Origin of the sequence: Streptomyces sp. NRRL S-37 (assembly GCF_000721605.1) — a bacterium.
In the GTDB taxonomy this organism is placed as follows: domain Bacteria; phylum Actinomycetota; class Actinomycetes; order Streptomycetales; family Streptomycetaceae; genus Streptomyces.
Window position 1 is genome coordinate 148,241 of the sequence record NZ_JOIZ01000020.1, and the last position, 12,816, is coordinate 161,056.

A 12,816-nucleotide genomic window follows, 5' to 3' on the forward strand; every position below is an offset into this window, starting at 1 on the left:
CGGAGCCCTTCCTTGAACCTCAGCATCCCCGACCTCACCGCGGTCCGGGCCCGCAACCCGGAGGCCGTCGCCGAGGCCGCCGCCCGCCGGGCGCGCCGCCCGCTGATCGGCGACAGCGGCCGGCTGATGATCGTGGCCGCCGACCACCCCGCGCGGGGCGCGCTCGGCATCGGCGACCGCCGGCTGGCCATGGCCCACCGCGCCGACCTGCTGGAACGTCTCTGCATCGCGCTGTCCCGGCCGGGCGTCGACGGGGTGCTGGCCACCGCCGACATCCTGGAGGACCTGCTGCTCCTCGGGGTGCTGGAGAACAAGGTCGTCATGGGCTCGATGAACCGCGGCGGCCTGGCCGGCGCGTCCTTCGAGATGGACGACCGCTTCACCGGCCACCGCGCCGAGGACATCGCGCGGATGGGCTTCGACGCGGGCAAGCTGCTGGCCCGTATCGACTACGACGACCCGGGCTCGCTGGCCACCCTGGAGTCCGCCGCCCGTGCCGTGGACGCCATGGCCGAACGCCGGCTGCCGGTGTTCGTGGAGCCGTTCATCTCGCGCCGGGTGGACGGCCGGGTCCGCAACGACCTGTCCGCCGAGGCCGTCACCCGCTCCATCGCCATCGCCTCCGGTCTGGGCGGCACCTCCGCCTACACCTGGCTGAAGCTCCCCGTCACCGACGACGTCGACGCCATGCCGGAGGTGCTGGGGGCCTCCACGCTGCCCGTCGTGCTGCTCGGCGGCGAGGTCGGCGACCAGGAGGCGGCGTACGAGCGGTGGGGCAAGGCGCTGCGGCTGCCCACCGTGATGGGGATGGTCGTCGGCCGTTCGCTGCTCTACCCGGCCGAGGGCAGTGTGGAGACGGCGGTGGACACGGCCGTCGGCCTGTTGTGAGAAGCCTGTTGCGACCCGGAGGCACGCCATGACCCCTCACCTTCCCGCGGGCAGGGCCCTCGCCGGGCCCTACGCCGTCGACGTGAACCCGGAGAACGCCGGCTGGGGCCACTCCAGCCTGCGCGTCCTGGAGCTGCCGCCCGGCGGCACGCACACCTTCGACACCGGTGACAGCGAGTGGATCGTGCTGCCGCTGAGCGGCGGCTGCACGGTCACCGCCGACGACGACTTCGGCCACGACACCTTCGAGCTCACCGGCCGCACCGGTGTGTTCGACGGTGTCACCGACTTCGCGTACGTCCCGCGCGACGCCCGCGCGACGGTCACCTCGGCGGGCGGCGGGCGGTTCGCGCTCACCGGCGCCCGCTGCACCCGCCGGCTGCCCGCCCGCTACGGGCCGGCCTCCGGTGTCCCCGTCGAGCTGCGCGGCAGCGGGAACTGCTCACGGCAGGTCAACAACTTCGGCGCGGCGGGCGTGTTCGAGTGCGACAAGCTGATCGCGGTCGAGGTGCTCACGCCCGGCGGCAACTGGTCGTCCTTCCCGCCGCACAAGCACGACGAGCACCGGCCCGGTGAGGAGTCCGTGCTGGAGGAGATCTACTACTTCGAGTTCGCCGGCCACGACGGCACCCCCGGCCTCGGCTACCAGCGGGTCTCCCCGTCCGGTCCGGGCCGCGGGACGGACGTCCTGGCGGAGGTGCGCGACGGTGACGTCGTCCTCATCCCGGACGGCTGGCACGGCCCGTCCATGGCCGTGCCCGGCCACCACATGTACTACCTCAACGTCATGGCGGGGCCCGATCCGGAACGCGCCTGGCTGATCTGCGACCACCCCGACCACGCCTGGATCCGCGACACCTGGCCGGACCAGGCGGTCGACCCCCGACTCCCCCTCTACACCGCACCGGAGAGGTCCGTATGAGCGCCGCCACCCGCCGACTGACGACCGCCCAGGCCCTGGTGCGGTTCCTGTCCGCGCAGTACACCGAACGCGACGGCGTGCGCCGCCGGCTGATCGCGGGCACCTGGGGCATCTTCGGCCACGGCAACGTGGCGGGCATCGGGCAGGCACTCGTCGAGTACCGCGACGTGATGCCGTACCACCAGGGCCGCAACGAGCAGGCGATGGTGCACGCCGCCGTCGGCCACGCCCGCCAGCTCAACCGGCTCTCGGCGCAGGCGGTGACGACGTCCATCGGCCCCGGCGCCACCAACCTCGTCACCGGAGCCGCCCTGGCCACCGTCAACCGCCTGCCCGTGCTGCTGCTTCCCGGCGACTACTTCGCCTCGCGCGTCGCCGATCCGCTGCTCCAGCAGCTGGAACACCCCGTCGAGGCCGATGTGTCGGTCAACGACACGCTCCGCCCGGTGTCGCGCTATTTCGACCGCGTCACCCGCCCCGAGGCGCTGATCCCCTCCGCGTTGAACGCCATGCGGGTGCTCGCCGACCCGGCCGAGACCGGCGCGGTGACGCTGGCCCTCCCCCAGGACGTGCAGGCGGAGGCGTACGACTGGCCGGAGGAGTTCTTCGCCGACCGCGTCTGGGCCGTACGCCGTCCCGCCCCGGACCCGGCGGAGCTGGCGGCGGCCGCGCAGGCCGTACGGGCCGCGCGGCGCCCGCTGATCGTCGCGGGCGGCGGGATCCACCACAGCGAGGCCGAGGAGGCGCTGAAGGCACTGGTGGACGCCACCGGCATCCCGGTCGCCTCCACCCAGGCCGGCAAGGGCTCCCTGCGCCACGACCACCCCGCCGACCTCGGCGGCATCGGCCACACCGGCACGGCGGTCAGCGACGCGCTCGCCCGCACCGCCGACCTGGTGATCGGCGTCGGCACCCGCTACACCGACTTCACCACCGCCTCCGGCACCCTCTTCCAGAACCCGGACGTCCGCTTCCTCAACCTCAACATCACCGGCTTCGACGCCCACAAGCTGGCGGCGCGCACCCTGGTCGGCGACGCGCGCACCGCTCTGGAGCAGCTCACCGGGGCGCTCGCCGGCCACCGCGTGGAGGCGTCGTACGAGGCGGAGTACCGGGCCGGCAAGGAGCGCTGGGAGCGGGTCGTCGAGACCGCCTGCCGCGCGGACGACGACACGGCCGTACCGACGCAGACGCAGGTGATCGGCGCGCTCGACGCGGTCGTCGGCGACGAGGACGTGGTGATCAACGCGGCCGGTTCGCTCCCCGGTGACCTGCACAAGCTGTGGCGCGCGCGCAGCCCCCGCCAGTACCACCTGGAGTACGGCTACTCCTGCATGGGCTACGAGATCCCGGCCGCCCTCGGTGTCCAGCAGGCCGCTCCCGGCACCCCGGTGTGGGCGCTGGTCGGCGACGGCACCTATCTGATGAACCCGACGGAGATCGTCACCGCCGTCCAGGAGGACCTCCCGGTCAAGCTGGTCCTGATCCAGAACCACGGGTACGCCTCCATCGGCGGCCTGTCGGAGTCGGTGGGCGCCGAGCGCTTCGGCACCGCCTACCGTCACCGGGCCGCCGACGGCTCCTTCACCGGCGCCCCGCTGCCCGTGGACCTCGCGGCGAACGCGGCCAGCCTCGGGATGGACGTGCTGCGCGCCAAGACCGTACGGGAGCTGCGCGACGCGCTGGCCGAGGCGCGTGCCTCCTCCCGTCCGACGTGCGTGTACGTGGAGACCGACCCCGCTCCCACCGCTCCCCCGGCCGAGGCCTGGTGGGACGTGCCGGTGGCCGAGGTGTCCGCCCGCGAGGCCGCCGTACGGGCCCGCGCACGGTACGACGCCGAGGCCGCCGAACGCCGCCGGCACCTCTGAGCCCACCCGCTCCGTCACAGGAAGGTACGTCCATGGCGAAGACCGGCGACCCCGCACGTGCCGCGGCCGGACCCGCGCTGAGCACCCTGGACTTCGCCCTGGACCGGGGCAGTCCGGTGCCGCTGTACCACCAGCTCGCGCAGCAGCTGGAGGCGGCGATCGGGCAGGGCGTCCTCGCCCCCGGCAATCTGCTGGGCAACGAGGTCGACCTGTCCGTGCGGCTCGGCCTGTCCCGGCCCACCGTCCGCCAGGCCATCCAGTCCCTCGTCGACAAGGGGCTGCTGGTCCGGCGGCGCGGGGTGGGCACGCAGGTGGTGCACAGTCAGGTCAGGCGCCCCCTGGAACTGAGCAGCCTCTACGACGACCTGGAGACGGCCGGACAGGGCCCGACCACGCGGGTGATCCGCAACGAGACGGTGCCGGCGCCCGCGGACGTGGCGGCCGCCCTGGGACTGGCCGAGGGCGCCGAGGTCGTCCTGCTGGAACGCCTGCGCCGCACCCACGCGCAGCCGGTCGCCCTGCTGCGCAACTACCTCCCGTCGGGCCTGCTCGGCCTCGACAGCGCCCGCCTGGAGGCGACCGGCCTGTACCGGATGATGCGTTCGGCCGGCATCACCCTGCACAGCGCCCGCCAGACCGTCGGCGCCCGCGCGGCCACCGCGGCGGAGGCCGCCGTCCTGGACGAGGGGGAGGGTGCCGCCCTGCTCACCATGCAGCGCACGGCCTACGACGACACCGGGCGGCCGGTGGAGTACGGGACCCACGTCTACCGTGCGTCCCGGTACTCGTTCGACTTCCAGCTGCTGGTCAGACCGTGAGGCGGTTCAGTGCGCCGCGTCCAGCCGGGCCCACTGCTCCGCCGACAGTTCCAGGTCCACCGCCGCCAGGTTCTCCTCCAGTTGGGCCACCGTCGACACCCCGGCCAGCGGCAGGATCGGCAGTTCGTGGCCGATCTGCCAGGCCAGTACCACCTGGCCCGGTGTCGCCCCGGTCTCCCGGGCGACCTCACGCAGGACCGCGAGGCGGGCGGGGGTGCCCGGGTGGTCGTAGTCGCCGGGCAGGCGTTCGGGGCGGGCGTAGGCACCCTTGAGCAGCGGCGAGTAGGCGACCAGGGTGAGGGCGGGCTCGGCGCGCAGATAGCCGGCCAGCTCCGCGCCCGCGTGGCCGAGGCTCCCGTCGGGGAAGAGGGCGTCGGGGACGTCGGCGCGGGGCCGCAGATAGCTGTGCTGGTACTGCAGGACCTCGTAGCCGGGCAGGCCGGCCGCCGCCGCGAGGGCGCGGGCCCGCTCCACCCGCCAGACGGCCTGGTTGCTCACGCCGAGCAGCCCCACCGTGCCCTCGGCGACCAGGACCCCGAAGCCCTCGACGGTCTCGCGCTGGGGGACGGTGTGGTCGTCGATGTGCGCGTACAGCAGGTCCAGCCGTTCCATGCCGAGCCGTTCGCGGCTGCGTTCGGCGGACTCGCGGATCACCTTCGCGGACAGGCCCTCGGGGTTGTCGGTGTAGCTGGTGCCGGGGGCGAGGGGGCGGGCACCGAGCTTGGTCGCGAAGACGATCTCGTCGCCGGTCCCTCGGCTGCGGCGCCAGCGGCCGAGCAGTTCCTCGCTGTGTCCGCCCTGGCCGCCGTCGGTCCAGAAGGCGTAGTTGTCGGACGTGTCGATGAAGTTCCCGCCGGCCTCGACGTAGCGGTCGAGCAGGGCGAAGGAGGTCTTCTCGTCGGTCACCGACCCGAACAGCATCGCCCCGAGCGCGAGCACGCTCACCTCGCGGCGGTGCGGGCCGGTGCCGATGGTGCGGTACTTCATGGCTGTCCCCTCCCGTTTCACACCCCGGCTTCCGGGGCACGGACCGGGAGTCTTCCGCTTGGAGAGCGCTCCAAGTCAAGGGCTCCCGCGGTTCGTCGAACCGTCGGCAACCGATCCGCTCCGTGATTCGTCCTGAACGACGAGCGGGGGGGCGGGAAACCGGGTGGAGCGAGCGGCGGCGGTGTCCGCGGGGGCGTGGTGCCGACGGGTGTGGACGCGGGGGCGGGTGCCCGCCGTTCTCGCGGTGCTGACGGCCGGGCTGCTGGTGTTCCACCGGGTGGTGCCCAACTCCGTGGGGCGCGTGGGCAGTCTGCTGGAGACGTTCCTGCCGTGGCTGGGCCTGGTGATCGTCGTGCTGTTCGGCCTGGCCCTGCTGCGGCGTTCGGCCGCCGCCCTGATCGCACTGCTCCTGCCGGCGGCGGCCTGGACCCACCTCTTCGGCGGACTCCTGCTGCCGGCCGGGGAGTCCGGCCCGCACGGCCTGATCGTGGTGCAGCACAACGTCAGCGACGAGAACACCGACCCGGCGGGCACGGCCCGCGCCCTGGCCGGAGCCGGGCCCGATCTCATCGCGCTGCAGGAGCTGGTGGCCCCGGCGCTCGCGGTGTACGAGAGGACGCTCGCCCCGGACTACCCGTACCACGCGGTCCGGGGCACCGTCGGGCTGTGGTCGAAGCATCCGCTCACCGGCGCCCGGCTCCTGGACATCAAGCCGCGGGGCGTCACGGAGCCCTGGAGCCGCGGACTGCGGGCCGTGGTCCGCACGCCGCACGGCGAGGTCGCGGCGTACGTCGCGCACCTGCCCTCGGTCCGTGTGGGGGCGGGCGGCCTCGCCTCCGCCCGGCGTGACGAGAGCGCCGGCCTGCTGGGCGAGGCCGTCGCCGCAGAGCCGCTGAGGACGGTGATCCTGCTGGGCGATCTCAACGGCACGGCCGACGACCGCGGGCTGGCCCCGCTCACCTCACGGATGGACGTGGCGCGACGGGGCTTCGCCTTCAGCTTCCCGGCCGCCCTCCCGGTGGCACGGATCGACCAGGTCATGGCCCGCTCGGCGACCGTCGACCACATCCGCGCCCTGCCCGCCACCGGCAGCGACCACCTGCCGGTGACCGCGCGCATCACACTGCGGTGAGGGGCTTCGGGGGAACGACACGAAGGCCGTACCGGAAGCTTCCGATACGGCCTCGTCGACCTGCTGTCTCGCAAGTCGGGACGACAGGATTTGAACCTGCGACCCCTTGACCCCCAGTCAAGTGCGCTACCAAGCTGCGCCACGTCCCGGTGCGCTCACGTGCGGTGAACCGCGTGATCGCGCGAACAGCACTTTACCCCACACCCCCGGGACACCCCGAATCGGGCCGGGCGCGGGACAATCGGCGTATGGGCAGCACGGAGAACACGTCGCCGGGCCGGACGGCCGCCGCGCGGGACCGGGACAGCGAGGGGCGGGCGCGCAACGCCCGGCCGCGGGACGGGCTCGGGCGGCCCCTGCCGTACGGGGCGCCGGGGGTGCCCCGGCAGCCGGAGGGGGTGGTGCGGCGGCCGGAGGAGAGCGTCGCGGAGGCGCAGCGGCTGCTGGACGAGGGGAAGCCGTTCCACGCGCACGAGGTGTTCGAGGACGCCTGGAAGTCCGGTCCCGAGGAGGAGCGCGAGCTGTGGCGGGGGCTGGCCCAGCTCGCCGTGGGGCTCACCCACGCCGCGCGCGGGAACGTCACCGGCGGGGCGCGGCTGCTGCGGCGCGGGGCCGGTGCGGCGGAGGCATGGGCGGCGCGGGCCGGTCGGCGGCCGCACGGGATCGATCTGGCGGGCGTGATCGCCTGGGCCCGGGAGCTGGCGGCCGAGGTGGAGGCGGGCGCCCCGGTGGACGCGGGGGCACGGGCGCCCCGGCTGCGGGGGGCCTCCTGACGGAGGGCCGGGTGCGGTGCACGGGCCGTCGGTGCCGTGCGGCAGACTCGGGGCGTGCGAGAGATTCATGTCATCGGTATCGGCGCGGGCGACCCCGACCAGCTGACCCTGCAGGCGGTCAGGACGCTGCGGAGCACGGACGTGTTCTTCCTCCTGGAGAAGGGCGAGGCGAAGGCGGACCTGACCCGGCTGCGCCGGGACATGCTCGACACGCACATGCCGGAGGGCGGCTACCGCGTCGTCGAGGCATGTGACCCGGAGCGGGACCGAAGGGCCGGCGGGCCGGCCTACTCCCCCGCCGTCGGGGACTGGCGCAGCGCCCGCGCGGACATCTACGAGCGGATGATCTCCGAGGAGCTGGGCGAGGACCAGACCGGGGCGTTCCTGGTGTGGGGGGATCCGGCGCTGTACGACAGCACGATCGGGATCCTCGAGGAGGTCCTGGAGCGCGGCAACGTCGCCTTCGACTACGACGTCATACCGGGCATCAGCAGCGTGTCGGCGCTCGTCGCCCGGCACCGGACCGGGCTCAACCGGGTCGCCCGCCCGGTGCAGATCACCACGGGGCGGCGGCTCGCCGAGGGGTTCCCGGAGGGCGTGGACGACGTGGTGGTGATGCTCGACGCCCACCAGGCCTTCCGCGCGTACGCCGGCCAGGACATCGACATCTACTGGGGCGCCTACATCGGCACGCCGGACGAGATCCTCGTCTCCGGGCCGCTGGCCGAGGCGGCCCCCCGTATCGAGCGGCTCCGCGCGGAGGCCCGCGAGCGCAAGGGCTGGATCATGGACACGTATCTGCTGCGCCGCGGACCGGCCGAGGGCGCCGAGGGCTGAGCGTCCGGTCCGGTGTGTCCCGGCCGCCGCCGGGGCGCGGCCTGACGATCACGGCCGGCCGGCGCGGGCCCCAGGGTGCCGTCGACGGCGGTCACGCCGGCCCGAAGGCCGCGGGTCTCGGTGAAGGTGACGGCCGCCCGTGTCCCGTCCGGCCGGGCACGGGGCCAGCCGTCCCGCTCACGGCCGGGTGAGGGTGTCCAGCCGGTGCAGGGCCGCCGGTACGTCCTCGACCGCCGTGACACCGTCCGGCAGCGGCGGGCGTCGCACGACGACCACCGGGAGGCCGAGGTCGCGGGCCGCGGTGAGCTTGGCGGCGGTCGCCGCGCCGCCGCTGTCCTTCGTCACCAGGACGTCGACGCGGTGCTCGCGCAGGAGGGCCGTCTCGCCGGCCACGGTGAAGGGGCCGCGGGCCAGCAGGACGTGTGTGTGCGGGGGCATGGGCGGCTCGGGGGGCTCCACCGAGCGTGCGACGAAGTGGGATTCCGTCAGGTGGGCGAAGGCCGCGAGGCCGAGGCGGCCGGTGGTGAGGAGGATCCGGTGTCCGAGCCGGGGCAGCAGGCCGGCCGCCGCCTCCAGTGATGGGACCGGGTGCCAGTGGTCGCCGGGGCCCGGCCGCCAGCCGGGGCGGCGCAGGACCACCAGGGGCAGCCCGGTCGCGGTCGCGGCCCGTGCCACGTTCGCCGTGATGGTCTCCGCGAAGGGGTGCGTGGCGTCCACCACCGCGTCCACGCGCTGCTCGCGCAGCCAGTCCGTCAGGCCCCGGGCGCCACCGAAACCGCCGACCCGCATCTCACCGGCGACCGCGCCCGGCCGCCGTACGCGTCCGGCGAGGGAGGTGGTCACCCTGGTTCCGGGACGGGTGGACAGCTCGCCGGCCAGGGCGCGTGCCTCGGTGGTGCCGCCGAGGACCAGGACGTGGGAGGGCATGGCGCCGAGGGTACGAGGCCCGGATGCCACGACCGGCACCGGCCCGCCGGACGAAGATCGGTATCCGGCCGCACGTACGTACGCACACGTCCTACGATGACGCCGGGTGACGGGAGGAAGTATGGCCGTGGAGTGGAGCAGGCGGGGCTATCACGCCCAGCGATGGGCGGCGCGGGGGGCGCTGGCCGCCGCCGCGCTCGCGGTGGCGACCCCCCTCGTCTACGGCGGGCTGCGCGGCCTGCTGCTGCTGGTGTGCGGGGTCGCGGGGCTGGGGCTCAGCGCGGCCGCCGTGTGGTGGACGCTGACCCTGCGGGGTCCGCTGCGGTGGGTGTCCGCGCTGGTCGCCGTGTGTGTGCCGGCGGGTCTGATCGCGCTGTTCGCGGTGACGCTGTTCTGGGCGCTGCTGGTGTCCCTGGGGCTGTGGGTGCTGGCGGTGTGGAGCGGCAGGTTCGCGCTGCGCGGCGCGGGCGGCGGGCAGGCCCCGGTGCGGGAGCGGCGGCTGCCGCCGCCCCGGAAGCCGGTGCTGATCATGAATCCCCGGTCGGGCGGCGGCAAGGTGGGCCGGTTCCGGCTGCGGGAGAAGGCGGAGCGCCTGGGCGCCCGGGTGGTGCTGCTCGAACCCGGCAAGCAGCACGACGTCACCGCGCTGGCCCGGGCCGCCGTCGCGGACGGCGCGGATCTGCTGGGCGCCGCCGGCGGCGACGGCACGCAGGCGCTGGTGGCGGCCGTGGCCGCGGAGCACGACATCCCGTTCCTGGTGATCAGCGCCGGGACGCGCAATCACTTCGCCCTGGACCTCGGGCTCGACCGCGGCAACCCGGCCGCCTGTCTCGACGCGCTCACGGACGGTGTCGAGCTCCGTGTCGACCTGGGTTTCGCGGGTGAGCAGCCGTTCGTGAACAACGCCTCCTTCGGCGCGTACGCGGCGATCGTGCAGAGCCCCGCCTACCGCGACGACAAGATAGGCACCAGCCTGGAGATGCTGCCCGGCCTGCTCACCGGCCGGCAGGGGCCCCGGCTGGTCGCCCGCGCGGGGGACACCACGCTCGTCGCGCCGCAGGCCGTGCTGGTCAGCAACAATCCGTACCGCACCGGCGACCCCTTCGGCCTCGGGCGGCGGGAACGGCTCGACTCCGCCGCGCTCGGCGTCCTCGGGGTGAAGCTGGAGGGCGCCATCAGTGCCGCCGCCCTGCTTCTGAACCCCGAGCCGAGCGGGCTCACCATCGTCACCGCCACCGAGGTCGTCATCGAGGCGGACCGTGCGGAGATCGAGGCCGGGGTCGACGGGGAGGCCATGATCCTGCCCGCTCCCGTCCACTGCCGCATCGCACCCGGCGCGCTGCGCGTCCGGGTCCCGCGCAGGCGGCCCGGCGCCGCGCAGGCCCCGCCGCGCATGGACTGGCGGCGGCTGCGCAAGCTGGCGGCGACGGTGGGCCGTACCGCCGCGCCGAGCCGGCTCCACCACTTCCACGAGGCACCCCGCGAACCGCGGCAGCCGGCCGGCCCCCGCTCAGGGCAGCAGTAGCTGGACGCCGCCCACCACCGTCGCCGCGATCACCAGCCGTTCGAAGAGCCGCTGGTCGATCCTGTTCACGGCCCACTTGCCAAGGAACGCGCCGGGCACCACGAACAGCACGAGCGCCGCGTCGAGGAGGAGCGAGCCGGCGTCGATCAGGCCGAGACCGGCGCTGAAGGGCAGCTTGGAGGTGTTGACGATCAGGAAGAAGAACGCCGAGGTGCCCAGGAAGCCGAGTTTCCGGAAGCCCGCGGAGAGCAGGTACATCGACATCACCGGGCCGCCGGCGTTGGCGACCATGGTGGTGAAGCCGCCGAGGACGCCGTAGGAGCGGGCCTTGGCGCGGCCGGCCCGGGTGGTGACCTTGTCGGGCTCCTCCTCCGCCTCGGCCGTCCGCCGCCGCCACACCGTCACTCCGGCCATCAGCAGCAGGATCGCCCCGATGGAGCTCCGGACGATCCCGTCGTCCGCCCACACCAGGAACAGGGTGCCCCCGACGACGCCCGCCGCGACCGCCGGGAACAGCCGCCACAGCGTGGGCCAGTGGGCGTGCCGGCGGTAGGTGAGGACGGCGAGCACGTCCCCGGCGATCAGGATGGGCAGCAGGACGCCGGTGGACGCCTTGGCGGGCAGCACGGCGGCGAAGACGGCGAGGCTGACCGTGTTGGCCCCGCTGACGGCGGTTTTGGAGAAGCCGACGAGCAGGGCGGCGAAGGCGAGCGCGGCGAATTCCCAGCCATTGAGGTGCCAGGGCGTCATCATGTCCATTACGAGGACAGATGCTATGCGCAAGCATCCGACGCTTGTAAGGACCGTCTCACCCGATGGCTCCGGGGGTGCCGGTCAGTGCCTCTCGACCAGCACCGCGCTGCCCTGTCCCACGCCCACGCACATGGTCGCCAGTCCGCGTCCGGCGCCGGTGCGGCGCATGCGGTGCAGCAGGGTGGTGAGGATGCGGGCGCCGGAACAGCCGAGCGGGTGGCCCAGCGCGATGGCGCCGCCGCTGGGGTTGACCCGCTCGGGGTCGATGCCGAGCTGGTCGACACAGGCCAGGGCCTGGGCCGCGAACGCCTCGTTGAACTCGGCCTCCTCGATGTCTTCGACCGCCCAGTCGGCGCGGGCGAGCACCTTGCGGGTGGCGGGGACGGGGCCGATGCCCATGACGTCCGGGTGGACGCCGGCGGAGGCGCCGGCGACGTAGCGGCCGAGCGACTCCAGGCCCAGCTCGTTCAGGGCCTCCTCGCTGACCAGGATCAGGCCGGCGGCGCCGTCGTTCATCGGGGAGGCGTTGCCCGCGGTGACGGAACCGCCGGCGCGGAACACCGGCTTCAGCCGGCCCAGCTTCTCGAGGGAGGTGTCCTCGCGGACGCATTCGTCGGTGTCGACGACCACGCCGTCCGGGCGGGTCACGGGCAGGAGTTCGTCGTCGAAGTGGCCGTTCTTGCGGGCGTCGGCGGCGCGCTGGTGACTGCGCAGGGCGAACTCGTCCTGGCGTTCGCGCGGGATGCCGTACCGGGCGGCGACCTCCTCGGCGGTCTCGCCCATGGCCAGCATCCCGTGGAGGTCCTTCATCGCGGGGTTGACCAGCCGCCAGCCGAGGCGGGTGTCGGCGGTCTCCATGCGGTGCGGGAGTGCCTCGTCGGGGCGGGGCAGGACGAACGGGGCGCGGCTCATCGACTCGGAGCCGCCCGCGACGACGATGTCGGCCTCGCCGGCCGCGATGGTGCGGGCGGCGGTGGTGACGGCCTCGAGGCCGGAGGCGCACAGCCGGTTGACCGTGGCGCCCGGGACGGACTCGGGGAGCCCGGCGAGCAGCGCGGCCATGCGGGCGACGTTGCGGTTGTCCTCGCCGGCCTGGTTGGCGGCGCCCCAGTAGACCTCGTCGATACGGGCCGGGTCCAGCGCGGGCACGTCGGCGACCAGGCCGCGGATCACGGCGGCGGCGAGGTCGTCGGGCCGTACGGTGGAGAGGGCTCCGCGCAGTTTGCCGATGGGGGTGCGGCGGGCGGCCGCGAAGTGGACGGGACGCACGAGGGGACTCCTGACCGATGCCGACGGTTGTGCCGCGGTGCCGGTGATCACCCTTAATTAGCACCGCTAGTTTTTGACTATAGACCGCCGGGCGGCTCTCTGGGAAGCTCCCCGCCG

The 12,816-nt window shown here is 74.2% G+C and carries 12 protein-coding genes and 1 tRNA gene; 8 read left to right on the plus strand and 5 right to left on the minus strand.

Going from position 1 to position 12,816, the window contains the following annotated elements:
* Positions 1–12 precede the first annotated feature (12 nt).
* From IH50_RS0128410 to IH50_RS0128425, 4 genes are read left to right on the plus strand one after another with little or no spacing between them, the layout of a single operon-like run.
* The gene (locus IH50_RS0128410; RefSeq protein ID WP_030868336.1) at positions 13–888 is read left to right on the plus strand and encodes a Cgl0159 family (beta/alpha)8-fold protein; all 876 of its coding nucleotides are present in this window, start codon (positions 13–15) and stop codon (positions 886–888) included.
* A gap of 28 nt (positions 889–916) precedes the next feature.
* Positions 917–1,810 (plus strand): 5-deoxy-glucuronate isomerase, encoded by an 894-nt coding sequence (gene iolB, locus IH50_RS0128415; protein ID WP_030868339.1) that lies wholly within the window; start codon positions 917–919, stop codon positions 1,808–1,810.
* On the plus strand, positions 1,807–3,678 hold the full coding sequence (gene iolD / locus IH50_RS0128420) for a 3D-(3,5/4)-trihydroxycyclohexane-1,2-dione acylhydrolase (decyclizing) (RefSeq protein WP_030868342.1): 1,872 nt from the start codon (positions 1,807–1,809) through the stop codon (positions 3,676–3,678). The genes iolB and iolD overlap by 4 nt, the downstream gene beginning before the upstream one ends.
* A gap of 32 nt (positions 3,679–3,710) precedes the next feature.
* Complete coding sequence (locus tag IH50_RS0128425; RefSeq protein ID WP_030868346.1) at positions 3,711–4,496, plus strand: GntR family transcriptional regulator; 786 nt, start codon at positions 3,711–3,713, stop codon at positions 4,494–4,496.
* 6 nt (positions 4,497–4,502) lie between these two features.
* Here IH50_RS0128425 and IH50_RS0128430 read toward each other — a convergent pair whose 3' ends face one another.
* On the minus strand, positions 4,503–5,483 hold the full coding sequence (locus tag IH50_RS0128430; RefSeq protein ID WP_030868349.1) for an aldo/keto reductase: 981 nt from the start codon (positions 5,481–5,483) through the stop codon (positions 4,503–4,505).
* 181 nt (positions 5,484–5,664) lie between these two features.
* Between IH50_RS0128430 and IH50_RS0128435 the strand changes: the two genes are divergently transcribed.
* The gene (locus IH50_RS0128435; protein WP_420709132.1) at positions 5,665–6,615 is read left to right on the plus strand and encodes an endonuclease/exonuclease/phosphatase family protein; all 951 of its coding nucleotides are present in this window, start codon (positions 5,665–5,667) and stop codon (positions 6,613–6,615) included.
* Between the two features lie 75 nt (positions 6,616–6,690).
* Here IH50_RS0128435 and IH50_RS0128440 read toward each other — a convergent pair.
* A tRNA-Pro gene (locus IH50_RS0128440) sits at positions 6,691–6,764 on the minus strand.
* Positions 6,765–6,863: 99 nt separating this feature from the next.
* Between IH50_RS0128440 and IH50_RS0128445 the strand changes: the two genes are divergently transcribed.
* Together IH50_RS0128445 and cobF are read left to right on the plus strand one after the other, a co-directional pair.
* On the plus strand, positions 6,864–7,388 hold the full coding sequence (locus IH50_RS0128445) for a DUF309 domain-containing protein (protein ID WP_030868353.1): 525 nt from the start codon (positions 6,864–6,866) through the stop codon (positions 7,386–7,388).
* Between the two features lie 54 nt (positions 7,389–7,442).
* The gene (gene cobF / locus IH50_RS0128450; protein ID WP_030868355.1) at positions 7,443–8,225 is read left to right on the plus strand and encodes a precorrin-6A synthase (deacetylating); all 783 of its coding nucleotides are present in this window, start codon (positions 7,443–7,445) and stop codon (positions 8,223–8,225) included.
* Positions 8,226–8,402: 177 nt separating this feature from the next.
* Here the strand turns inward: cobF and IH50_RS0128455 are convergent, their stop codons facing one another.
* Positions 8,403–9,152, minus strand: a complete 750-nt coding sequence (locus IH50_RS0128455; RefSeq protein WP_030868358.1) for a cobalt-precorrin-6A reductase — start codon at positions 9,150–9,152, stop codon at positions 8,403–8,405.
* Positions 9,153–9,273: 121 nt separating this feature from the next.
* Here IH50_RS0128455 and IH50_RS0128460 point away from each other — a divergent pair, with 121 nt between their 5' ends.
* On the plus strand, positions 9,274–10,677 hold the full coding sequence (locus IH50_RS0128460; RefSeq protein ID WP_037873022.1) for a diacylglycerol/lipid kinase family protein: 1,404 nt from the start codon (positions 9,274–9,276) through the stop codon (positions 10,675–10,677).
* Here the strand turns inward: IH50_RS0128460 and IH50_RS0128465 are convergent.
* The gene (locus IH50_RS0128465) at positions 10,663–11,436 is read right to left on the minus strand and encodes a sulfite exporter TauE/SafE family protein (RefSeq protein WP_030868364.1); all 774 of its coding nucleotides are present in this window, start codon (positions 11,434–11,436) and stop codon (positions 10,663–10,665) included. The genes IH50_RS0128460 and IH50_RS0128465 overlap by 15 nt on opposite strands.
* A 75-nt stretch (positions 11,437–11,511) precedes the next feature.
* Positions 11,512–12,699: a thiolase family protein gene (locus tag IH50_RS0128470; RefSeq protein WP_030868367.1), complete on the minus strand. Its 1,188-nt coding sequence runs from the start codon at positions 12,697–12,699 to the stop codon at positions 11,512–11,514.
* Between the last annotated feature and the right edge of the window lie 117 nt (positions 12,700–12,816).